At 47.5% G+C, this 23,326-nt stretch carries 15 protein-coding genes; 7 read left to right on the top strand and 8 right to left on the bottom strand.

The window, feature by feature from the left end; genetic code table 11:
* The first annotated feature begins 98 nt into the window (after positions 1 to 98).
* The 3 genes from H8K36_RS10310 (at position 99) to H8K36_RS10300 (ending at position 5,212) form a co-directional block, all read left to right on the top strand.
* Positions 99 to 1,343, top strand: a complete 1,245-nt coding sequence (locus H8K36_RS10310) for a hypothetical protein (RefSeq protein ID WP_186916565.1) — start codon at positions 99 to 101, stop codon at positions 1,341 to 1,343.
* Between the two features lie 225 nt (positions 1,344 to 1,568).
* On the top strand, positions 1,569 to 4,331 hold the full coding sequence (locus H8K36_RS10305; protein ID WP_186916566.1) for a TonB-dependent receptor: 2,763 nt from the start codon (positions 1,569 to 1,571) through the stop codon (positions 4,329 to 4,331).
* 122 nt (positions 4,332 to 4,453) lie between these two features.
* Entirely contained in the window at positions 4,454 to 5,212 is a 759-nt protein-coding gene (locus tag H8K36_RS10300) for a hypothetical protein (protein ID WP_186916567.1), read from the top strand.
* An 83-nt stretch (positions 5,213 to 5,295) separates the two neighbouring features.
* Here H8K36_RS10300 and H8K36_RS10295 read toward each other — a convergent pair whose 3' ends face one another.
* On the bottom strand, positions 5,296 to 6,255 hold the full coding sequence (locus H8K36_RS10295; protein WP_186916568.1) for a cupin-like domain-containing protein: 960 nt from the start codon (positions 6,253 to 6,255) through the stop codon (positions 5,296 to 5,298).
* Positions 6,256 to 6,672: 417 nt separating this feature from the next.
* On the opposite strand from H8K36_RS10295, the gene H8K36_RS19615 reads away from it, so the two are divergent.
* Entirely contained in the window at positions 6,673 to 7,194 is a 522-nt protein-coding gene (locus tag H8K36_RS19615; protein WP_186916569.1) for a prepilin-type N-terminal cleavage/methylation domain-containing protein, read from the top strand.
* Positions 7,195 to 7,228: 34 nt separating this feature from the next.
* Positions 7,229 to 7,747 (top strand): type II secretion system protein, encoded by a 519-nt coding sequence (locus H8K36_RS19505; RefSeq protein WP_186916570.1) that lies wholly within the window; start codon positions 7,229 to 7,231, stop codon positions 7,745 to 7,747.
* 50 nt (positions 7,748 to 7,797) lie between these two features.
* Here the strand turns inward: H8K36_RS19505 and H8K36_RS19610 are convergent, their stop codons facing one another.
* Positions 7,798 to 9,837 carry a methyl-accepting chemotaxis protein gene (locus tag H8K36_RS19610; protein WP_186916571.1) on the bottom strand — a complete coding sequence of 680 codons (2,040 nt, stop codon included), beginning with the start codon at positions 9,835 to 9,837 and terminating at the stop codon, positions 7,798 to 7,800.
* 117 nt (positions 9,838 to 9,954) lie between these two features.
* Positions 9,955 to 10,440, bottom strand: a complete 486-nt coding sequence (locus tag H8K36_RS10275) for a hypothetical protein (protein WP_186916572.1) — start codon at positions 10,438 to 10,440, stop codon at positions 9,955 to 9,957.
* Positions 10,441 to 10,687: 247 nt separating this feature from the next.
* Here H8K36_RS10275 and H8K36_RS10270 point away from each other — a divergent pair, with 247 nt between their 5' ends.
* Complete coding sequence (locus tag H8K36_RS10270; protein WP_186916573.1) at positions 10,688 to 11,587, top strand: peptidylprolyl isomerase; 900 nt, start codon at positions 10,688 to 10,690, stop codon at positions 11,585 to 11,587.
* Positions 11,588 to 11,664: 77 nt separating this feature from the next.
* Here the strand turns inward: H8K36_RS10270 and H8K36_RS10265 are convergent, their stop codons facing one another.
* The 5 genes from H8K36_RS10265 to H8K36_RS10245 all read right to left on the bottom strand — a co-directional run bounded on the left by H8K36_RS10265 (position 11,665) and on the right by H8K36_RS10245 (position 22,105).
* Positions 11,665 to 13,365 carry a bifunctional metallophosphatase/5'-nucleotidase gene (locus H8K36_RS10265; RefSeq protein ID WP_186916574.1) on the bottom strand — a complete coding sequence of 567 codons (1,701 nt, stop codon included), beginning with the start codon at positions 13,363 to 13,365 and terminating at the stop codon, positions 11,665 to 11,667.
* 89 nt (positions 13,366 to 13,454) lie between these two features.
* Positions 13,455 to 15,857 carry a TonB-dependent receptor gene (locus H8K36_RS10260; RefSeq protein ID WP_186916575.1) on the bottom strand — a complete coding sequence of 801 codons (2,403 nt, stop codon included), beginning with the start codon at positions 15,855 to 15,857 and terminating at the stop codon, positions 13,455 to 13,457.
* A gap of 487 nt (positions 15,858 to 16,344) precedes the next feature.
* Entirely contained in the window at positions 16,345 to 18,741 is a 2,397-nt protein-coding gene (locus H8K36_RS10255) for a DEAD/DEAH box helicase (protein WP_186916576.1), read from the bottom strand.
* Positions 18,742 to 18,957: 216 nt separating this feature from the next.
* The gene (locus H8K36_RS10250) at positions 18,958 to 20,358 is read right to left on the bottom strand and encodes a DUF1501 domain-containing protein (protein WP_230404523.1); all 1,401 of its coding nucleotides are present in this window, start codon (positions 20,356 to 20,358) and stop codon (positions 18,958 to 18,960) included.
* Between the two features lie 10 nt (positions 20,359 to 20,368).
* Positions 20,369 to 22,105 (bottom strand): DUF1800 domain-containing protein, encoded by a 1,737-nt coding sequence (locus H8K36_RS10245; protein ID WP_230404522.1) that lies wholly within the window; start codon positions 22,103 to 22,105, stop codon positions 20,369 to 20,371.
* A gap of 374 nt (positions 22,106 to 22,479) precedes the next feature.
* Here H8K36_RS10245 and H8K36_RS10240 point away from each other — a divergent pair, with 374 nt between their 5' ends.
* Positions 22,480 to 23,325, top strand: coding sequence for a hypothetical protein (locus H8K36_RS10240; RefSeq protein ID WP_186916577.1), 846 nt, complete (start codon positions 22,480 to 22,482; stop codon positions 23,323 to 23,325).
* The last annotated feature ends 1 nt before the right edge of the window (position 23,326 follow it).

Below are 23,326 nucleotides of genomic sequence, written 5' to 3'. Positions count from 1 at the left end.
TAACTCGGGTAGACGGTGAAGATTATTCCTCGGTTGCTGACGCAACTCTTAATGCGTTGGCATTATTGCTTTCTTCTGATATGTTTTTTTGAATTTTGATGCGTTCTCAATTGAAAATCCTTTCTTTTTTCCTCGTTCCACTACTTTTGGTATTTAGCACGATCAGTGGTGCACAAGTTATTGATCGGGCTCCACCTGCTCAATTAACGGAATCAAATACCACTACGCAAGTGCTAAGAAATTTCACAGACCTTGAACAAATGTTGGCGCAGGGCCCAAACCCCTTGGATCAACTAACCCCATACTCTCGTGAGAAAATTCTGCGAAATGTCGAGTGGCGAGATGGTCAAGTGATTCGGTTTGATTTTGCTGTGCCGATTGAGGAGTTGGAGCGCGATCAAGCCTTTCAGGTCTATAAATTGTTCGGAGTCGAGCGTTTTTTTCCTCAAAATTTTCCGATTGGCGCACCTCTTCGTTATGAAAATGTGAGCCCTGATTACGCAAGCCTAACAGAAAGTTTAAGGAAATCTTTGGATCAAGACACCGCACGTGAGAAGGATGAGAACTCTACGGCGGTGTGGAGAGAAACTGAGTCGTTTTATCGAACACAATTGTCTGCACTTTTGCAACCTTCAACCCTCGCTTCGACCAGTAAAGGTAATTTGTTATTGCTGTTTAAGATCGTTGATGAGGTCAATCTCATGACCGCAAGTTCGAGAGCATTTAGTGATTTAAAACGGCTTCACCTTGTGTTGAATCAACGTGGTATTGATACCCGAAGAAGTTTGGATGAGCGCCTCTTAAAGCATATGTTGGTTCAGCGAGATCTAGACGCGGCCCGGGCATTGGTGGCGAGTCGCCCTCACTTATCGAATGTAGCCATTCCAAAGCTAAATGAGGAAGGTCACTTTAAAACCTCGGATTTAAGTCTGATGGTCGAAAAGCGTGGCCAACTTTATCGTCAACCTATGCCGACAGTCAAAGGGAAAATTCAAGTATTACTTTTGGTGTCCGAGAACTGTGGATTCTGTCGGAAGTTGTTCGCAGATTTAGAACGAGATAGGCAACTTTATGCTCGGTTTTCAGAGGCTCATATGATTCTCATCTCCTCGCTTGAAAATGGTTTGCCAATGAATTTTGTGCGTGCTTGGAATGAGAAAAATCCGAGCCTCCCTATGTATATGCCCGGTAAAGATGAACAATGGAAAACAATCGATGCCGGCGGCTGGCCGCAATTCGTGTTCCTGAAAAACGGAAAAGTTCAAGAGCTGCTCTATGGGTGGCGTAACGATGGAAGTTCAAAGAATGCCATTTTTAGTGCGATAGAAAAAGCTGGGCTGTGATTTGCGTTGGCACATCGTTGTCTTCTCATGGATCTCGGTACGCTCGATTGACCTCGTTTCTATTGAGCGGCATTAAAAAATATAATTTTTTGGTCAAAACGTCAACCAAATCAACTACCAAGACGTTGCCAAAAGCAGCATTGGCAATTCGTATCTTATGTTGATCTATGATTGAACCTGCTTCAGTAATTCGACGAATAACAATTAACGAGAAAGAGAATACAGATGACAAAACAAGTGAAATTGGGTGAGCTGGCTCATATTAAGGCCACACCTTTGCGCGCTATCGCACAAGCAGTCTTGATTCTGGTGGCGACTCAGGCTACGCAGTTTGCGCAGGCCCAAGAGCAGGATGCCACACCAGCGAAACCAGTGACCCGTGTCGAAATCACTGGCTCTGCGATCAAACGTGTCGACAGTGAATCGGCATTGCCAGTGCAGGTGATTAGCCGTGAAGATATTCAAAAAGCGGGCGTGACCACTGCATCGGAATTGCTGTCGAAAGTGGCTGCCAATGTCGGCGGTTTGACTGATGGTATTAGCATTAACGTCGGTGGGGATCAGCGAGGCTTTAACTCCGCGAACTTGCGTGGTCTTGGTACTTCATCGACTTTGATTCTTCTCAATGGTCGCCGTATGGCGAACTTCGCGTCGCCAGGGGATGATGCAGGTGTGGATTTGAATAACATTCCTGCCGCTGCAATCGAGCGCGTTGAAGTTTTGCTCGATGGCGCTTCTTCCTTGTATGGAACAGATGCGATCGGCGGCGTCATCAACTTCATCACGCGCAAAGATTTCCAAGGGTTTGAAGCCAGCACTTATTGGGGGCGCACACAAGAAGGTGGAGCCTCTAAGCGAACCTTCACTTTGGGCGGCGGTGTTGGTGACCTACAAAAAGATGGTTATAACGTGTTTGCGGTGTTTGATAACCAGCACACGGGTAGTCTCTTTACATCGCAACGCAAGTTCATTCCTGCTTTGCAGATTCCTCAGCGATTAGGTCATCTGCTATCAAGTTACACCGATCCTGCGAATATCCGTTTAACTTCCAATCAACGTGATTACCTCCAGGAACAAGGTTTCAAAATCAACGGTAAGCCAATCACCAATCGTTTGATTAATCTCTCTGTGCCGAATTGCAAACCAGCCGCCAACTTGTATTTGCCCGCTGGTACGGGCGGTGTTGATGCCTGTACTTACGACTATATGGGTGATACGGAGCTGTACCCGAAATCTGAGAAAAGTAGCTTGTTGAGCCGTGCGATATTTCAAATTAATCCCAATCATCAGTTCTATGCAGAAGCTTCTTGGAGCCAAGCAAAGACGTATTACGTAGGTTCTTCTGCGCGCGTGACAGGCTACCTCGATTTCAAAAAAGTGCCGCAGTTGGCCAATACGGGGCTCGATACGTTAGTTGATGATGATGTTCCAGGTGAGCTGACTCTGCGTATGCGCTTGAAAGAAGCAGGCAATCGTACAAGTGAATTAACCAGTGAGGCACAACGCGTGGTCGCTGGTTTTAATGGTAATGTCGCTGGTTGGGATTACGATATCGGCCTCAACCAAAGCGTGAACACAGTGCGCGACAAAGATACGCATGGATATGTCTTATACGACAAACTGTTGAAAGGGATCGCAGATGGTTTGATCAATCCCTTTGGCCCATCAAGCGCAGCGGGCGTGGCATTGATAAACAGTATCCAAGTCAATGATGAAGTACGCCATGCACGCGGCACCATGACCAGCCTCGATTTCAAAGCCTCGCGTAGTTTGACGCGGTTGGAGGGCGGCGATATGTCACTCGCCATTGGCGGTGAATTGCGTCGTGAGCGTACGGTATTCACACCATCGGCTTTGCTGATGAGCGACAATATCAATAATGACTTCGCACCAGAAGGTGGTCGTGGTACGGACGATGCTCGCAATGTGGGCGGGATCTTTGGTGAGTTGCTGGTGCCGTTTAGCAAGCAGTGGGAAGCCCAATTGGCGGTACGTCATGACCACTATCAAGGTGTAGGCGGTGCGAATAGTCCGAAATTGGGTTTGCGTTACCAACCAAGTAAAGACTTGTTGTTCCGCGCTTCGGTGGGCAGTGGTTTCCGTGCACCATCGATGTCCGACTTGTATCGCCCATTGGTAGTCAGTTCGACTGCGACTTTGCCTGATCCTGTGAGCTGCGCGGCCAATGACAATGACTTGTCAGTTTGCGCTGATAATTGGACAACGCGTCGTTACAGCAATCCAAATTTAAAACCGGAGCGTAGTCGTCAATACACTTTGGGCATGATCTTTGAACCGAGCCGTCAATGGACCTTCAGTGCTGATTATTGGAATATCAAACGCACGGATTTGATTAGCGAAATTGGCGATGACATTATCTTGGGCAATCTCGCCAAGTACGGCAATTTGGTACATCGTAATGAAGATGGTGATATCGATTACATTGAGTTGCGCAAAGAAAACCGTGGCGCGCAAATTGCAACGGGTTTGGATCTAGCGGTCGAATTGCATGGGATTAAAACCGAGTTTGGCAAATTCAGTGCTCGTATGCTCGGTACTGTGATGCTCGATTCGAAAATTCAAACGAATCCTGGCGATAAGTATGTGAGTAACTTAGGGAAGTTTGTGACCGATGGCGTGGTACAACGTTGGCGTCATCGTTTGACCTTAGGCTGGGAGCAGGGTGATTATGGGCTGAGTCTTGGCAATACTTACTACTCGGGCTACGATGATCAAAACTCCGCGATTAATATCGACGACGGTAGCATCGTCGCTGCGAACAAGGTCAAGGCCTACTCGCTATGGGACTTGTCTGCGGCTTATAATTACAACAAATCCTTAACGGTACGTGCTGGCGTGCAAAATCTGTTGAACACGACACCACCGTTTTCAAATCAAGCGAATTTCTTTATTTCGGGGTATGACCCGAGTTATACCGACCCACGTGGGCGTTTCTTCTATGTGAGCGCGCAGTATTCGTTCAAATAGCCAGCAAGCCCACACGAGAAGCGCCTTTGCCCATGATGGGAAAGGCGCTTTTTTATTAGCACTTTGCGTGTAAAATGGCGTCCTGTCTATGTTTGCGGCGTGTTCTCATTCTGAATTGATCTATGGCTTATCTCATCTCTATTTCGCATATTCTCGCGGCTATTTTTTTTGCTATTCATGCAGTACGCAATCGTAAAGAATTGTACTGGGTGATGATTTTGATTCTGTTCCCATTGTTTGGCAGTGTGATTTATTTCTTTGCCGTTTACCTACCTGATTCAAGAATGCCTGGTCAAGTCCGTAAGGTGACCAACGCAGCGATTAATGTGCTCGATCCAGGACGCGAACTTCGTGAGGCGCAACAGGCATTTGATTTAACCCCATCAGCGCAAAATCAAATGCGTTTGGCCGCTGCCTATTTAGAGTCAGGTGATGCACAGCACGCCGCCCAATTGTATGAGGCTTGCTTACAAGGTCCATTCGCAAACGAGAAAGAAATGCTCTACGGCGCTGCGCGCGCACGTTTGCAAAATGGTCAAAGTGCGGCGGCTTTAGATTTGTTGCAAAAAATTCGGACTGCAGATGCAGGTTTTCGTAAAGAGGCAATGTATATCTTGTTTGGCAAAGCCTATGGCGCCGAGGGCAAACAAGCTGAAGCACGTATTGAGTTTGTGGAGGCGGTTTCGCAATATGGTAGTGTCGAAGCCTATGTCGAATATGCGATCTGGGCGCTAAGTGTGGGGGAGGTCGAAACTGCGCAAGCGCAACGCAGTGAAATCGAGAAGCTTAAAAAGCATTGGAATAAGCATCATCTGGCCTTTCACAAAGACAATCTACAACGTTTGGATCAAGCTTTCGTTAGTGCCAAGAAGTTAGCCTAACTCAAATAATTAAATAGAAAGGCGACCACTTGGTTATGGTCGCCTTTTTCATTCATACTCGATTAAATCCCAGTCAAGATTGCTCAACGCTTTAGTACGCCATGCAGACGTTCCGGTAAGTGGCTCGCCGGATGTTCAGCAGAAAAAACATAGTGCTCGAAAATACTGCCCCAAGCTTCACGCTGTGCGGCAGGCAAGTCTCTAAATCCTAATAAAGCTTGCATCAGCAGACCATACGGTGAGGTTTTATTCTCAGTTGAGAAGTTCGAACCACCCCACCAGTAATTCATCAAGATATTGATTTGGTCGAGCGACTCGACGTGGTGCCACCACAAATTCGGAATGAAGATCGCATCACCAGGTTCCAAAACTGCCGTTTGCGCATGTTTCAAGGCTTCTTGAAATTTGGGATAGCGTTCAACATCTGGCTCTCGTAAATTCACCATGCTAATGGGCGATGGCGTAGGCGCGAAATCGAGTGGACCAATGTACAAATTGGCGATTTGTTCAGGCGGGAACAAAACGAACTGACGTCGCCCGCTGACCACACAAGCAATGTTGTCTGACCCATCGATATGGGTCGGCGTTGTAATTTTATTACCCACCCAGATACGAGGGGTAATTTCTTCTGATAACACCGGCATGCGATGCTGTGGCAATAGACTAGGTAAGCAGTCTGACATCAATGCACTTTGCACCGCCACCGATGGCGGCGTCGGAAACTGGGCATAGCGAAATAACTGTTCGAGCACTTTTGTCAGTGGCAGACGGTTCTTAATAAAGTTAAAGCCATCGAGTGCTTCGTTATAAAACACTCGCCCCTGATGTTCAGGTCGCAACATGATGGCATCAACGTCAACGCCGCTATCGTGATCGGCCAAATATTGTAGTAGCTCTTGTGATGACCGCTTGGCTAGCTGCACTACAGGCCAGTCTTTGACTAAGCCGCGAATAATCGCTGGGCGATAAGAACTAATGACCTGTTTGACACCAATATCATCAAGCTCACTGTATTCTTTGATTGCTGAAAATTCTTGGCGCATAGGGATTTGAGTAAAAGTTTCGGTGGACTCAGACGATTGCCGTGGCACGTGATCATTCTAACCCTGCGCAAGGTAGTTAGCGCGGGTGGCTTACCAATGCTGAATGGTGTCGTGGAATTCCGACAGTGAAATCACGGAAATGTAAAATAAACTTTCGTATCTGGTATTTAAAGGCGAATCTGTTGAATCAGAATTGGTAAACCGCAAGAAATGGTCTAAAGTTTCCAATAGCTCAGTTTCGCTTATGTGATACTGTTATTTACGTGTAAAATAGTACTAGCATTTATTTCACAACAGCAATGATTTGCTGTTATAGTGAAAGTGCCTAAATTGCCGTTTTCATTGCACAAGGTGATTTTGCACAAGTTGCAATGAATGATTTGAATTATTTAAAAGCATACATTTGAGGAATTTATTATGAATACGAGCTCCAAACAACAAGGTTTTACTTTGATCGAATTGATCGTCGTGATTGTTATCCTGGGTATTTTGGCAGCGACTGCGTTGCCTAAATTTGCTGATTTTGGCTCTGACGCGCGTATTGCTTCTTTGAATGCTGCACGCGGCTCCATTTCTGCCGCTGCTGCTATGGCACATGGTAAGTATTTGGTGACAACACCGCCTCCAGCGACAACAACGATGGAAGGCGCAACAGTCACTTTCGCGACTGTGGTTGCTTCTGGATATCCGAAGGCGGATGCGGGTTTCGCAACAGCTTCCGGCCTCAATACAGCTGTCGGCGGTGACTACACCTTGATCGCTCCAGGTGCAGCTGCGACAGCCAATTCTCCAGCAACTACAGCAACTGAATTTGCGATTATCCCAAATAGCGTGGCAGGAACGACTAAAGGTCTGACGTGCTTCATCAAATATACAGAACCAACTTCTGTGACTGGTGCACCTTCCATCTCCGCAGCGCCATCTGCAGCTAGCTGCTAATGTCGATTGACGGATGACGTGTTCTGGAGTGAGTATGAAAGCGCAAGCAACTCGGCAACGAGGGTTCACATTAATTGAGCTCATCGTTGTTATCGTAATTTTAGGAATTTTGTCAGCAATTGCTCTACCAAAGTTTGCGGATTTTGGTGGGAATGCACGAATTGCCTCCCTCAAGGCAGTTCAAGGATCGCTGACAACAGTTTCTACATTGGCTAAGGGCAAGTACTTAGTTGCGAGTGCACCACCAGCAACAGTAGTTTTGGAAGGCGTCACTGTGACCTATTCGACAGCGTTTGCTTCTGGCTACCCTAAAGCGGATGCGAACTTGCCACTAGCGGCAGGTGTTGTTGTTGGTGCAACTGGGGACTACACTCTCGTCGCACCAAGTGCGGTCGCGACTGCAAACTCTCCATCAACCTCTGCCACCGAAATCGCCTTAATTCCAGCAAGTGTTGCTGGGACGATCAAGGGACTGAATTGTTACGTTCGCTACACTGAGCCGACGTCTGCAACCTCAGCCCCGACGATTGCAGTGACATCGGGCAGCTGTTAATTTTCTAATGGCCATCGTGAAAAATCCACCGCAAAGGTGGATTTTTTTGTTCAAGTGGAGAGTATTGCCCGAGGTCGCCGTTGATCTTGTTTTGAAGACCGCATTCTTTTTGAGCCCCCCTCAACAATCAAAAATTCAGTTGAAGAATTTTTGAGCTTGCTCAGCTTAAAGCTCGACACTGCTTGTGCTAAGACTTCAGCTTGTTGATGTAGGCTATCTGCCGCTGCAGCAGCTTCCTCCACCAAAGCTGCATTTTGTTGGGTAATCTCATCGAGTTGGCCAAGTGTGACATTCACCATTTGGATGCCTTCTCCTTGTTCAACGCTCGCGTGAGTAATTTCTTGCATGTTGCCTGAAACAGCGTCGATCGATAGGACAATCTTCCGCATGGTTTCTCCAGTTGCGAGTACCTGTTTATTACCCGCCTTGACCTGGTCGACGGAAGCAACGATGAGTTCCTTAATTTCTTTGGCGGCGGAAGCGGATCTCTGCGCTAGATTACGGACTTCGGTCGCAACCACAGCAAATCCACGCCCTTGTTCACCCGCCCGAGCTGCTTCGACGGCCGCATTGAGTGCAAGAATATTGGTTTGAAATGCAATGCCATCGATCACGCCGATGATGTCGTTAATTTTTTGTGAGGAGACTTGAATGGCTTCCATCATGATCACTAACTGATCGACCATTTCACCACCCTGTTTGGCAATTTCGGTCGCATTTCTAGCCTGCTTGTTTGCATCTTGTGCGCTGTTAGTATTTTGTTGAACGGTCGTCGTTAACTCCTCCATTGAATTTGAAGTTTGACCGAGTGAGTGTGCTTGTTGCTCTGTACGATTTGATAGGTCGCTGTTGCCGTTGGCGATTTCTTGCGACGCAAGCGCGATGTTACTTGTGCCGTCACGAATTTCTTCGACCAATTTTGCAAGCACAAGCCGCATTTGCTCGAACTCTCCTTGGAGTTGCGCAAGTTCATCCTTTCCGTCCGCGCTTAGGGTTTGACTCAGGTCGCCTTGGCTAATTTGGAGTGCCGCAGCACTTAGACTTCGCACCTGATTCGAAAAAGAGAAATAGAAACTCGCGAGAAGATAACTAGCAAGTATGAGCATGAGACAAATGCCCGCCACGATGGCGTTTCGGTCCCACAGATGGGCTCGCATTCTTTGTTCAAACTTGTCCTTTAAAATAACCGCCAGCGCCTCGTTTAACTGTTGCCATTCTTGGGAAACTGCAAGCCCACTTTCAAGAAAAGCGGTGCTGCTAGTTTGATTTAGAGTGTTGAGAATTTCATTCTTGGTGCGATCGAGAAAAACTTGATTGTGAGCATAGATTTCAGCACTCGCTTTGTTTAGATTCTGAAGGCTCGGCGCGACATTGATTGCTGCTTGTATTTGCGCTTGAAATCGTGGCAAGTCTCGTTGTGCCAGTAATATGTTGGCATTGATCAGGACATCTTCGTTGGCCTCCATTAAACCGGTATCAATATAGGGGGAACTTCTCGATGCTGTATCGAGGAGATTTGCGTTCAGTTCCGGAATGGTTTTGCTAAAGAGGTTGATTAGATAGTAGGTGTCTACCTGAGGATCCAAGCTTAATTTTTGGTCGTCGGCAATACGCGTGTGGAGCTTCTCTAGTTGTGTCAGCAACGCGCTGCTGGATTGGTATTGTTCGCGAGACTTTGAGTTCGGAGCAAGATTGCGAGTAGAACCCCATAGCGTGTTGACCTCAGCGAAAAGTTTCTCAATGGCTGGTGAACCTAGCGGCTTTATATTTAACTGCAAAGAAGATATTTTTTGTTCGATTTCGGTCGCGAGTTTTTGACTGCGCTCTTTTGCGTTGCCGTTGCCAGCCATGGCCAAATGCGTCCAAGCCCGGTAGGCTTGGACGCTCGATTGCAATTGCTGGACCTGAGTTAAACTCACTACACCAGCTTTCTCTTGTTCTACGAGGGTAATAGATTTGTTGAGCTCATGTACCAACAGGCCTGTAATCAAACTCGCAGGACCTGCAAATAAAACTGCCACAATTAAGAACTTGGGTAAAAGCCGGAAACGTCGAATCCAATGGATACCGGGTTGAAGTAAGGTTTGCATCGCGGTCTCGATAGTTGATTTGCGGAAAGAAGTTTTTACTTTACGCAGCATTTATGACCGGAATGTGACGCAGTCTTTGACCGTTGAATTAGTTCTTTTTGGGCTGTTTGGCTTGTGTTAATCAGTTATATCTGTCGGCTCCAGACTACAAGCGATGACCTCGGCGCCGAAAAAATCGGCTCGTAAATGGAAAGTCTTTAGTAGTCGTTGACGCCCTATCGCATCTGAGGGAAGCGCAAAGCTTACGTGCATGACCTCACGCTTACGATTTTGATGTGTAGCTGCAACTAGTGATACCGCATCGATGGCGCTATTACTCGGAGCATTGGATGCAGGGATAATCCCCAGTTTCTGCATTTCAAGCACAACTGCTGCCAATGGTATCGTCACACAGTCATGTGGCTCTAGCCAGCGCTTGGCGCCGCTAGCGGTACTCACAATCCCACCAGTCAATTCGACCGCTTGGTCAGATATGCGTTCATAGTGAAAGGCTTCCCAATCGGGGAGACCACGTTGGCGTTTCGCGATATCGGCCATAATTTGTGCAACTTGCCCACCGTGTGCGACCATGCCAACAGGTAACATTTCTGAAAAATCGAACATATGCATTCCTAATTTCTTGATTGGAGTGTGCTAACAAGCACAGCCAAGTCTTTTTGATCTTCATCCTTCGCGAGCTAGCTGCTTCTCCGAAGTGGCTAAAACTGAATGAATTTTACGTGCAATTCATAAATCACAGGTAAAATTCGCCATCGGTTTTTAAACGATTAATGTTGTCTTTTGTATTTGAGCCGCCAATGCAATATCGCGATGGCGAATGAACATAATGAAACTTAAAGGGAATACCAAGATGTTGATGAAATCTCGTGTCGTGATTGGAAGTGCAATCGCCTTGCTGGCATTGACAGCGTGTAATAAGGGCGGCGATAAGGCTGCAGATGGCGTTGAAAATGTGATCGCTGCAACCGTCAATGGTCAGCCAATCAGCAAAAAGAAAGTTGATTTCATTATCAAGCAACAAGCTGCACAAGGCATGCCTGATAATCCAGAAATGCGTAAGATGGTCATTGACAATCTGGCGCTGGAACAATTGGTTGCGCAAGAAGCGATCAAAAAAGGTTTGGATAAAAAGGGTGAAGTCGCTGACCAAATCGAAATGGCTAAACTCAGCATTTTGGCGCAAGGTTTTGTTGAAGACTATATGAAAAACAACCCAGTGACTGACGCAATGTTAGCTGCTGAGTACGACAAGATCAAAATCTCTATGGGTGGTAACGAGCTCTTAGCCCGTCATATCTTGGTTGAGAAAGAAGACGACGCGAAAGCGATTATTGCTAAATTGCAGAAAGATCCAAAACAATTCGCAGCGCTGGCTAAAGCACAATCAAAAGATCCAGGTTCGAAAGACCGCGGTGGTGATTTGGGTTGGTTTGATCCAAGCCGCATGGTGCCTGAATTCGGTGCTGCAGCAACGAAACTGGAAAAAGGAAAATTCACTGAAACACCAGTGAAATCACAATTTGGTTTCCATGTTATTTTGTTGGAAGATTCACGTGCAAAACCAGTACCAACATTGGAACAAGTGAAACCACGTTTGACACAACAAGTCCAACAACAAAGCTTGAAAAAATTGTTGGATGACTTGAAAGCAAAAGCGAAGATTGAAATCGTTGGTGCTTCAGCTCCGGCGGTATCTGCTTCTGCCCCAGCAATGTCAGTTGCACCAGCATCTGCAGCAGACAAACACTAATATGTGTTTGGCATTCGTGCCAATAAAAAAAGCCGTCTGACATTCATCAGGCGGCTTTTTTATTGTGGGTCACTTACTTATTCAGCACGAATAACTCGAGGTGGATAGTCTCGAATCAATTCCTTGCTATAGTTTTTGATATAGAACTCCAATGCATCGATATCCTGTCCAATGTCCTGACGTTCAATACCGTTTTTGAACAAAGTAAAACCATCACCTCCATCTGCGAGGAAACTATTCACAATCACAGTGTATAAGCGATCTGGAACTAAGGCTTGGCCGTTTAATTTGACATTGCTAATACGATCCGCTTCATTCGGGCTTGCTTTCCAGTGATAGCTAAAACCTGCTGAAACAAAGAGCTTCTTAGGATCAGTCAGGGTGCGACCACTCCATTGTTGTTGCAACACTTTGATGATTTGCTCTCCGCTGAGTTTCATGCGGGCAATACCATTGCCGAAGGGCTGAACTGCAAATAAATCCCCGTAGGTGAGTGTGATCGGCAACGGACGTTTACCGCTCGGTAAGTCATTGCGAATGCTACCGGAGTTCATCATGGCGATGTCTGCAGGCCCCAAGGTTTGAGCAAATTTGAGCTGGCCATCTACTGCGACGTTACCCAATAAAGAGTCCCATGTTTTTGGCAAGTATTGGCGGTTCAGAGGTGCTGGCAGCTGCGCGATCGGGCGGGATTGTACTTCGTTAGTCAGGGCAATGACCTTATCGACCAAGAGTTGTGCTTCTGGATCTGGCGTGATCTTTTCTTGATTAATAAGGTGGTTGACCGACGAGGCGTCGATCACTTTATTTTGCGCACGATCAATCTTTAGAGTCGTTTCGGTAAAGTAAGTGCCATAGCTGCGAGCTTGCACCAACAATCTACCTCCAACTTTGCATGTGTAGGCTTGATGCGTATGACCTGAAATTACCATCGTAATCGCGGGATCTAGTTTTTGCATCATGTCGACCATAGGGCCGCGCAAGCCATCACATTGATAGCTCGGATCGTTCGCCGCACCGCGGTGATTGGCGCCTTCGTGGATTAAGACAATGATGGCGGCAACCCCTTGTTGCTGCATTTCAGGAACATAGCGATTGATGGCCGTGGCCTCATCGTCAAAGCGTAGATTTTTAACGCCATCACCTGCAACCAAATGTGTGGTGTCCACTGTTAAAGCGCCGATAATCGCGATACGAACATCACCGACTTGGCGAACAATATAGGGTTTTACCCAAGGTTTGCCTGTGTCTTTATCGATCACATTGGCAGCTAGGTATTCAAACTTCGCTCCTCGGAAAGACGGATAGTGACATCCTTTCGGATCGCAAACGCCACGAATTTTGTCCATTAACGCTTTGCTGCCAATGTCGAACTCATGATTGCCGAGCGAGGTGGCGGTTAAATCGAGTTGGTTTAAGGCTTCAAACACTGGCTCGTCTTTCAGCAATGCGGAGCCAATCGGTGTGGCGCCTATCATATCGCCTGCGCCAAGCACGATACTGTGCGGCTTGGATTGGCGCGCTGCTTTGATTGCGCTACTCAAATAGGCATAACCACCAGCGGGAATGGTGCCGCCGTCTTTGCCATCTTCTGTAATCATCATTGGCACGGGTTTGCTCGCTTGCAAATGTCCGTGTAGGTCGTTAATACTGAAGATGCTAATTTCAGTTGTTTGCTGGTTCTTTGCCGTAGCTACAGGCGAGACGGTTTGCGTACTCGAACATGCGTTGAGTAGTACTGTAGAAATTATTATGCTGCTCAACAAACGCAGTTTCATATCGTTCCTTCAAAATGAAAAAATCTGCGACAGCACATGCGGCTGTCGCAGATTCGTATTAGAGCATCTAATTGCTTATATTAAAGCGATTAGAAGTCTGCGCTGAGTGTTACAGAAGTCAAACGTGGTGCACCCATATAGTAGAACACTGTGCTTGCAGCAAAACTTCCAACAGGTTTAGCGTTTGTAATGGAGTTTGAAGATGGATTACGATATTTCTCATTGAGCAAGTTGCTAATACTGAGACGCAATGTCAATTTCTTGTACCAATTGCTCTGAGGGAACTGATAACCAGCATCTAAACCAACCAGCGTATAGGCTGGTACGAGTTCGTCGTTCATCATCGTCGCTTGTTGTTCGCCAGTGTATTTAGCTTTCAAGCGTGTGTACCAGTTAGCTTGTTCGTAGCTGACCGATAAGCCATATTTCCACTTTGGTGTATTGGTCAGTTGATTGCCTGTGATAGGCAAAGTGATGACTTCACGTTTTGGAGAAGTGACCAAGAACTGCATGTTGTCACGGAATTCGCTCTTCGCATAGCCGATCGAACCATAGAAAGACCATCCATTAATAGGTTTGTTACCCGCCTCGAGTTCGAAACCTTGTGTTTTTACCTTACCGACGTTCATCAAGCTACGAGTATCAGTCACAGGGTTATACGCAGTTGCTTGACGATCACGGAAGTCCACAGAGTATAAAGTGACTTGTGAAGTCAATGCATCGCTTTGCAAGCGATAGCCAAGGTCGAGGTTGTAGGAAGTTTCAGCCTTGACGTCATTTCCTAATACAGGCGCACCATTAACAACCGGCAAAGCGGAATACACGAAGTTTGGTGGAGCTTTCATGTTTTTCGCCACGCTTGCGAACAATTGGTTGTTGTAGTCGATCTGGTAGCGTGCACCCAACTGTGGTAACACTTCGGTGTAACTACGAGAAATCTTATAATCAACGCCCGCGCCTTCGTTTGCGAAGTTTGTAAAGTCACGCTTCATCGTTGGTACACGTACACCAACGTTAATCAAAAGCTTGTCTTCCACGAAACTCATGGTGTCTTGAGCAAAGAATTGGTAAGCAGTACTGATCGTGCGCCAATTACGAGATTGGAACAAAGAGCCATCTGGACGCTTGATGCGATCAGATTCCAACCAAATGTCCGCTGCGATACCGTTGGCATCAACTGGAACCATAGGACCAAATTGTTCGTGTGTTGCACGTTCGCCCCAGAAACCGCCGAGCAAAGTGTGGTTGCCCCATTGGTGAGCGATAGATGCTGTGATACCAGGACGGTTTGTGCGTGTCACGCTGCTGTTGGCAACGATCACGCGGTCCAATGTGTCGCCGTCGCCATTCAAGTCAACTGCTGCAGTGTTTTTGCCAGTCGCAGTGTTCAAGAATGCGTTTTCTGCTTGCAAACGTTGTTGGTTGCCACCTGTACCGTAACCGAACCAGTAGTAAGGAACGATACGTACATCGGTGTTTTCGCCGATACGGAATTTACCAACGACAGACGCGATTGCATTTTCAAATGGGTTTTTGGACAAATTGAAGTAAGAGTCAGCGAATGCGACGCTTGGATCATTGTCTGCTTTACCCTTAGTTGGTGTTACATGACCTTGGAACTTAGATGCGAAGTCATAGTAGTAACCGAATTTATTCAAGTCAGCCAAGCTGAACGTTGCGAAGTTATTATTGATCGCGCGGTTGTACAACAAGGTTGCATTGATGGAGTTGAAGCGATCGAAATCAATACGGTAGCCCATGTCAACGTGGTCGCGCATCGCACGGCCTTCGCCTTTCCACTTACGAACGTTCGCATCGGAAACGGAAATGAAGAAGCGGGAGCGACCGTCAGACCACAAGCCAGTATCGTAACGTACAAAAGTTTTACGCAAGTTCAATCCACCAACGGTTTGCATGACACGAGTACGTTGAGTTTTGGATGGATCGCAAGTTGTAATACCGAAGTTACCGCCTGTTGCACCGATTTGTGGGGAGTCTACGTCAGTAGAACCTTGAGTCACGAATTGCGTACAAGTATTTTCTTGATCAACGAATTCTTGTGGGAAAACTGCGAAGTTACCAGAGTCATTGACTGGTACGCCATTGATTGTTGCACCAATCTGGTCGCTATTAAAGCCACGCAATGTCAAACCACCACCAAACAAACCTGAAGCATCATAGTTGAAGCTATTTACCGCTGGCATCAATTCCAAAGCTTCGTATGGGTTACCAGTTGGGCGTTGTTTCGCTAATTCTTCCGCAGTGATCGTGCTGCGTGCTTTTGGTGCGTTTTCTTCAACCATCAAACCCATACCGACTTTTTTGCCGGTAATAGTAATTTGGGTCGCACTGATTGGCTCAGTGGATTCAGAAGATTGCTTCTGCGTAGTTGATTGCGCGAAAGCTGCGCCGCTCAAGCAAGCTAATTGGCAAGCCATTGCAATGACGCTCAGACGGTAAGTTGTGCTCACCGTTTTAGATTGATGTTTCATTTCCCACTCCATATCCAAGTGATTTTTGTAAAATTAAATGCTCAAATTTTTGAGAACAGTGGAGTTTGCCGCCAGATTGTGACAGTTTGGTGACAAAGCGTTTTCATTATTGTGACAGACCACGATTTTATCACAGGCGACATGTCACAATTCAAAGTGCCTGGAGAGGGAAAGCCTTAATTTGCGGGGCATGGCGTTGAATAACTGGTATCGAACAGACGGGAATTATGTCATAAATTGCCGCAACGCAGCAATTAGAATGTTAACTCTAAATATGTTGTTTTTCCCGAAATTGCCAAATTTTATTGTCTTTGTTTAAAGTTTTTTGAAGATCTATTAGACAAGTGAGTGTTGACCGGTGATTGCTCTGAGGCACTGGTATGGATGGGGAATGCAGGGAGTTTGCTGTTGCCTACCCTAAAATCGATTGATTACATTGTTCCATCTGGAGGGCAATGTAATCAATCCTAGAGGCTACAATTGAAGATTAGAACTTCTTACTTTTACCGCCTTTGGCTGGTGCTTTGACGTTCTCAAAACGACTTCCGCTACCACCGCGCGCTGTGACAGGCTTCTTGGCACGAGGCGCCTCAGATTGACGATCTTTCTCTGCAACGCGGCGATTGCCACCCGTGACGCGTTCTTTCAGCGCCAATGGTGTAGTTGAATGGGCATTCACGAGCAAGCTGCTGCTGCCAATTTCTTTCATGTCGAGTTTTTTGCCACCGACCCAAACACTCTTCAAGTGCGTCAAAATCTCTTTCGGCATGCCGACCGGTAAATCGACAGTCGAGTAATCGTCAAATAAACCAATATGACCAATCAACTTTGCATCGAGACCGGCTTCGTTAGCGATGGCGCCGACGATATTGCCCGGCGTGATGCCGTTTTGTTTGCCAACTTCGATACGGAAAGTCTGCATCGGAATAGCGACCTTACCTTTAACTTCTTCGCGTTTCTTCTCTTTGCGGGCAGGTGCGGCGATCTCAGCAGCGATTTCTTCTTTACTGCTAGCAGCGCGTTGCACGACTTGGTCCAGTCGCGTGGCACTCGTTGTTCTTTCGCCGCGATCACTACGCTCAGTGCGCTCAGCGCGCTCGCGAGTCGGTTTCGCGCGGGATTCAGTGCGTGGTGCGTCGTCATGGCCGCCCGCACCCTCAGCACGAATATTCAGGGCCTGGCCTGCAACACGAACTGATTTCAGGTGCGCCAGCATATCTTTTGGCAAGTCATCGGGTAGATCTAAGACTGTGTAGTCGTCATAAATGTCGATGCGACCGATAAACTTAGATTCGATATTAGCTTCATTCGCAATCGCGCCAACAATATTGCCTGGTTTTACGCCATGATCATGACCGACTGCGATACGGAAGGTTTGCATGCCAGGCTCAGCGGTCCGAGGGCTATGCTCGCGGCGTGGGCCACGACTTTCACGTTCAGCGAAACGATCACCGCGTGCAGGACGTTCGCTGCGGCTATCGCGTCCAAAGTCACGACCACTATCGCGGCCGCTATCATTACGCCAGCTGTCGTCGGTTTTGACTTCGCGTTTATTTTTGTCGAGCAGCAGGGGTTCATCACCACGCGCCATTTTCGCGAGAGCTGCAGCGATTTCAATGGCAGGAACATTGTGTTCTTGCTCGTAAGCTTCGATCACGGACAAAAATTGTTCGAGTTCACCCTGCGCTAAAGTTTCAGTGATTTGATCTTTAAAACGTGAGATACGAACATTGTTCACAGCTTGGATCGTCGGTAATTCTAATGGTGAGACTGGCTGACGCGTAGCGCGTTCAATCGCTTTCAACAAATTTTTCTCACGTGGTGTGATGAACAAAATCGCTTCACCGCTACGACCAGCACGGCCGGTACGACCAATGCGGTGTGTATAGCTTTCAGGATCATATGGCACATCGTAGTTGACCACATGGCTGATACGTTCAACGTCCAAACCACGAGCCGCCACGTCAGTTGCTACCAAGATATCGATCTTGCCGTCTTTTAATTGCTGAATCGTGCGTTCGCGCTGCGCTTGTTGGATGTCGCCGTTGATCGCTGCTACTGAGAAACCGCGGGCAGCTAATTTTGATGCGAGTTCCTCTGTGCCCAGCTTAGTGCGCGCGAAAATAATCATGCCGTCAAAGGTTTCCGCTTCGAGAATGCGAGTTAATGCATCTAACTTGTGCATGCCGCTGACTAACCAATAGCGTTGGCGAATATTGTCAGCCGTGCCGGTCTTTGCTGCAACCGTAATTTCCGCAGGATTATTCAAATAAGTTTGTGCGATGCGCTTGATGACGGAGGGCATGGTGGCCGAGAACAAGGCAGTTTGGTGGCCATCTGGCGTTTCTTGCAAAATGCGCTCGACATCATCGATAAAGCCCATACGCAACATTTCATCGGCTTCATCGAGCACCAAAGTTTTGAGCTGAGATAAATCGAGTGAGCCTTTATCCAAATGGTCGATCACACGACCAGGGGTACCAACCACAACATGCACACCACGGCGCAAGGCAGATAATTGTGGGCCGTAACTTTGGCCACCATAGATAGGCAATACATGAAAACCTGGAATGTAACGCGCATAGGTTTGAAAGGCTTCGGCCACTTGAATTGCGAGTTCGCGCGTTGGCGCTAAGACTAACGCTTGTGGTGCTGTTTGACGAATATCGATGCGAGACAAAATTGGCAAAGCAAACGCAGCAGTCTTACCCGTGCCGGTTTGTGCTTGACCTAAGACGTCGCGATTCTCCAGCAAAGTGGGAATCGTCGCGGCTTGAATTGGCGATGGGGACTCATAGCCAACGTCGCTCAGCGCGCGTTGGATGGCATCGCTCAGTTTCAAATCAGCGAAAGTAATGTTGGGGACGAGTTTGGCTTCAGACATGGGACGGGCTCACAGGAGGGGGCGTTTTTCGCAGGATGCGAAAAAGCATAAGGCCGTAGTTTACTCTGTCGCGCCCCTTGTGGCTAATTCATTCGTTCAAAACCCGCTAAAAAGCGTTAAATCCTTTGAAATCTCCATTTTTGCGATGGTAAAAAAATAAGTTCAAGTGGATTTAACGCAGTTTTGAGTGAGTCGCTGGTCAATTGAGTTTGGTGCCTAAAGAAAACCAAGCTTCCGCTTATCGAGGTCAAAATGATGGAGGTTCGGTAATAGATCCAACAAACCAGAATCGGAGATCCCTAACCAGCTTCCTAAGGTTGCCGCATATTGATCGACCGAAGTCGTGGGTAATAAGCGACCTTGACCCACATCGTCATCACCGTTGCTGGCGACTATCGGCGCCGTACCATAGAAACGTTTGCCATTTACTGCGCCGCCCAACATGAAATGCATACTGCCCCAGCCGTGATCACTGCCGTCATTATTCCCGCTTAAGGTTCGGCCGAAATCAGAGGCGGTAAATGTGGTCACTTGATTGGCGACGCCCAGTTCGACCGTGCTGTTGTAAAAGGCAGCCATAGCATCGGCAACGGTTTTGAGCAAAGCCGGGTGGTCTGTGAGGAGCCCATCATGGTTGTCGAAGCCACCAAGCGATACAAAGAATACTTGGCGTTTAGCGCCGACCTTATTCGCCGTCGATATCATACGCGCCACCATTTTGAGCTGATCACCGAGGCTATTATCCGTCGGAAAAACAGTCTTGATTTCGGGGCCACTCGCCAAAGCAGCGCTCAGTACAGCATCGGCATCGATCGATCGCGATGTGACTCGGTTGTATTCATTTTCAAACAAGTGGCTTCGACTTTGTGTGATGATTTGGCGTAGTGCATCGGAGCATGCTGTCGAACCAAATAGAGGCGCTTTAAGTCCATTAAAAGGTACCGAACCCTTAGTCGTAATTTGGTATTGGACGGCCTGTTTTCCTGCTAGATAAACCGCGTTGCCTGAGACATTGACACAAGTGAAGGTGGCATTGCCATTTCCAGCAGCAAATAGATCGCCCATGCGACCGCCCCAACCTGATGCAGCACCTTCAGGAGAGGACGATTGCCACACTGATTGTTGATCGTTGTGTGAAAATAATTTCGGCGGCAAGGCGACACTACGATTCGTGTATTCAAGCTTCGTTGTAGGTTGAATCAGTGTCCCAAGATTGAGGACAACGCCCATCTTGCCGCTATCAAATAAAGGCAGCAATGGTGATAGTTCTGGCGCGAGTGCATATTCGTGTGCTGTACCATAACGATCCACCGGAGCAGTGATAGGTTTGAGAGCGGTTGCAGTCAGATTTGAACGTTGATAGGCTAAGCTGGGTCGCAATTGTTGGTAGGCGTTGTAGCTAGCCGTGTCGTAAGGGACAAGGGTGTTGGCATAGTCGTTTCCGCCATACAGGAATACACAAACAATGGCTTTGTAGTCGGTCGCCCCAGCAGCGGATGCCTCTGCAATAGTGGCTAGATTAAGAGCCCAAGGAGCCGCAACGCCCGACATGGAAAGTGCTGCCGCGCGTTGAAAAAAAGCACGACGAGATGCGTTCGGTTTCATATTGTTTTTCATGATCTACTCACTATTTCAAGACGATAAATTCAGGACTGGCCAACACCAGCGTTAAGGCCGCGTAGATGCGTTGGTAACGATATACGTCGCTACCACTACGCATACTATTGATGGCGTTCGCGATCAACGTGATCGACGCCGAACCAATTTGATTTGCGGCCAATAGCAAATTGAGTTCAGCGACTAAAGCATTGGCGTTATCGGCTAGCGCTAACAGCCCTTGATAATTGGCAGTGAGGTCACCTACACCCTTTGAGCCATTGATGGCTGCTTGCATGAAGTTGACGTAGCCCACCACAGAAGATTCATTGACGATTTGCATTTCGGGAGCGACCAAATTCGAATTTGCGATTGCAGTATTGGGTGGCACATAGCCAGGGCGGAAGTAATTGAAAACTGTAGGGGAGCGCAAGGGGCTTTGCCCAAGCTTTGTTCCCGCGTCACTGGTATCGCCGATGAGCCAATTATCGTTTTTCGACATAGCGGAAAAGCTTCGTGCCCATGCCAAGAAGCGCATCATGGGCTCTTTTATTTTGCCAAACTGTGGGTTATTTAAGCTGACAGTGTCGCGCGCTTCGGTATCAAGTAGGATAGCTTTGATGACCGCCTTCATATCCCCTTTGGTGCCCACGCCATTGTTATTAAAGACGGTGGCAACGCGAGCGATATAAGCAGAGCTAGGATTACTCGTGACAAAACGTTGTATCAGTTGTCGTGAAATGAAAGGCGCAACATTCGCATGGGCGAACAGGATGTCAAGACTCATACTCAAAGCGACCTCACCGCTTACACCTGCTGGAATAGTTTTACCCAGAAAGCTTGAGCTACCGAATTCGTGCTTATTAGGCACTTGGCGTAACGGACGCTTGTGATAGTCGGGCGTCGAAGTATTGCTTCCAGCGAGATCAAAGTCCCAGCCAGTGAAGACGCGGGCGAGTCCCGTGATATCGTCAAGTCCATAGGTCTCGACAGGCACCCCATGCTCTAATATTGGTGAGCCGTCCAGATTGAGTTGGATGAGACCGATGCTAAACAACTGCATGATTTCACGGGCGTAGTTCTCATCGGGTAGCGCACCAGTCGTGGGGTTGTATTTAGTATTGCCGCGATAGGTGAGATACAAACTCATCGTGGTACTTGTCGAGACCTTTTGTAAAATATCGCGATAATTCCCAAAGCAATTTGCTTCTAATAGGTCAAGATAGTTGGCAGCAGCAAAGGCTTTCCAGCCGCCTCCATTGACTAGTCCTTGTATGCTCGCCACTAATATTTCTGAAAGAGCGAGAGTGACGCGCTGTCTGAGTGTATCGGGAGAACTAATTAGTTTGCGCCACGCACAAGAATCAAAACCCGCTTGTGAGTTGCGATAATTGGACGCATTCATCCCTTTCTTTACCAGCCAATCCCAGCGCGTACCGTTTCCGGCAAAATTGAATTGCTCGTCTAGCCAGCCGCTATAACCCAAACTTTGCACACGTTGAATCTGTTCTCGTGTGACTCCCATGCTAGCTTGAAGCAAAAATCGTGCAGCCTCCGCGTCAGTGATGGCGGCTGCGGCGTTGGCAAAGGGCGCTCCAGCCATCGCGACGGGCGGTGGTGTATTGCTAGGCGGGTTCGACTCGCCGCCACAGGCACTCAGGGCAAGTGCAGTACTTGCGATACCGACCAGTGTCGTTGATTTTGTGACTAAGTTTTCATCGTGGCACGACAAAGGAATTTCTTTAGTTGGCTTTTGATCGTAAGGCATATGCACTCGCTTTCTTCATTGGTTTGCCGCGCACTGTAGGTCGTGCATGCAGCTTCACGTGGTCAATGAAGCTAGCGTAGTGAACACTGTGCACTGTGCCAAGGCAGCATTTGTAAGTAAATGTGAGCATTGAGTTTCGTTTGATGACCTCAAATAACTCGAGTAGATGTGAGTGAAAATGCGCTTGGAAAATGGGTGTTCCATTCAGAAATTTTGTTACAGTTCTTGCTTAAACACACAATTGCACGAGAAAAATAGGAAATGTAAAAGTAGGAAAAATTCAGGTTTTGCAATGCTTTGATACACGGCAAGCGCCCGATTTGAGGTATCCTTGCCAGCTTTATTGGTAAGCCAAGCAATTTGAAGCAGATCGCATGAAGTTGTATACAGAATCACAAGAGCGCGCATTAGAAGAGCAAGGGGTTGTTCAGATCCACATTCGATTTAGGCCACGTCGTCTAGTCTCGATTCTGTTCGTATTGCTTTTGCACGTCTTGTTCTTGTATCTGCTGCTCAAAATTGGAGCCGATATCAAAGATGGGCGGCCGTTGAGTAGCCCGATGGTTATGATTTTTGACAAGCTCAAACAAATCAAACAGGGTGAACCTGATGCCAAAAAGGCTGAAGTTAAGACAAAAACACCGCCTAATCCCAAAGCAATTCAAAAGCCTAAAGAAGTGCCTCCGCAACCTGTCGAAGAGCCGGCAGAGAAGCCTCCTGTAAAATACGAAGATATGCCTCCGCCTGATATGTCGGCGATGCTAAACGCTGCACGTGAACGGCGCCAAGCTGCGCGCGAAGCGGCCGCAGCGGAAAATCAGCCCGCTCAAGGTAATCGAGGCCGAAGTTCGCAAGAGATTGCTGAAGAAAATATTCGCCGCGCCATGGACCGTGCCAATGGTAAGAATGGCGAAGGTGGTTTATTTACCATTATTAATAAAGGCGTGCGCACGGCAACGTTCTCATTTCGAGGCTGGGAAGTGCGGGTCGGTAGTAATCGCCAAGTTTACGAAGTTGATGCGGGTCTCGGTGGTAATGTTGAGTTGGCAATCGTCAAGAAAATGATGGAAGTGATCCGCACTCGCTTTAAGAAACAAGCACCATGGGAATCGAATCGCCTTGGTCGTGTGATTATGATTTCCATGGCACCAGAAGACTCTGAAGAAACCGAGCGTTTCCTCATGAAAGAGATGTTCGAGTCCGATCATCCACGTCGCTAGC

The sequence above is a fragment of the Affinundibacterium nitidum genome (assembly GCF_014284155.1).
In the GTDB taxonomy this organism is placed as follows: Bacteria; Pseudomonadota; Gammaproteobacteria; order Burkholderiales; family Burkholderiaceae_D; genus Undibacterium; species Undibacterium nitidum.
Note: the sequence above shows the minus strand (reverse complement) of the source record. Positions and strands in the feature narration are given on the sequence as shown.

What these genes read in the sequence shown, in the direction of transcription:
- H8K36_RS10275 (WP_186916572.1), bottom strand. Translation starts at nt 10,440, where the DNA reads ATGTTCGATTTTTCAGAAATGTTACCTGTTGGCATGGTCGCACACGGT.
- H8K36_RS19615 (WP_186916569.1), top strand. Translation starts at nt 6,673, where the DNA reads ATGAATACGAGCTCCAAACAACAAGGTTTTACTTTGATCGAATTGATC.
- H8K36_RS10255 (WP_186916576.1), bottom strand. Translation starts at nt 18,741, where the DNA reads ATGTCTGAAGCCAAACTCGTCCCCAACATTACTTTCGCTGATTTGAAA.
- H8K36_RS10305 (WP_186916566.1), top strand. Translation starts at nt 1,569, where the DNA reads ATGACAAAACAAGTGAAATTGGGTGAGCTGGCTCATATTAAGGCCACA.
- H8K36_RS19505 (WP_186916570.1), top strand. Translation starts at nt 7,229, where the DNA reads ATGAAAGCGCAAGCAACTCGGCAACGAGGGTTCACATTAATTGAGCTC.
- H8K36_RS10260 (WP_186916575.1), bottom strand. Translation starts at nt 15,857, where the DNA reads ATGAAACATCAATCTAAAACGGTGAGCACAACTTACCGTCTGAGCGTC.
- H8K36_RS10250 (WP_230404523.1), bottom strand. Translation starts at nt 20,358, where the DNA reads ATGAAAAACAATATGAAACCGAACGCATCTCGTCGTGCTTTTTTTCAA.
- H8K36_RS10300 (WP_186916567.1), top strand. Translation starts at nt 4,454, where the DNA reads ATGGCTTATCTCATCTCTATTTCGCATATTCTCGCGGCTATTTTTTTT.
- H8K36_RS10310 (WP_186916565.1), top strand. Translation starts at nt 99, where the DNA reads ATGCGTTCTCAATTGAAAATCCTTTCTTTTTTCCTCGTTCCACTACTT.
- H8K36_RS10270 (WP_186916573.1), top strand. Translation starts at nt 10,688, where the DNA reads ATGTTGATGAAATCTCGTGTCGTGATTGGAAGTGCAATCGCCTTGCTG.
- H8K36_RS10240 (WP_186916577.1), top strand. Translation starts at nt 22,480, where the DNA reads ATGAAGTTGTATACAGAATCACAAGAGCGCGCATTAGAAGAGCAAGGG.
- H8K36_RS10295 (WP_186916568.1), bottom strand. Translation starts at nt 6,255, where the DNA reads ATGCGCCAAGAATTTTCAGCAATCAAAGAATACAGTGAGCTTGATGAT.
- H8K36_RS10245 (WP_230404522.1), bottom strand. Translation starts at nt 22,105, where the DNA reads ATGCCTTACGATCAAAAGCCAACTAAAGAAATTCCTTTGTCGTGCCAC.
- H8K36_RS19610 (WP_186916571.1), bottom strand. Translation starts at nt 9,837, where the DNA reads ATGCAAACCTTACTTCAACCCGGTATCCATTGGATTCGACGTTTCCGG.
- H8K36_RS10265 (WP_186916574.1), bottom strand. Translation starts at nt 13,365, where the DNA reads ATGAAACTGCGTTTGTTGAGCAGCATAATAATTTCTACAGTACTACTC.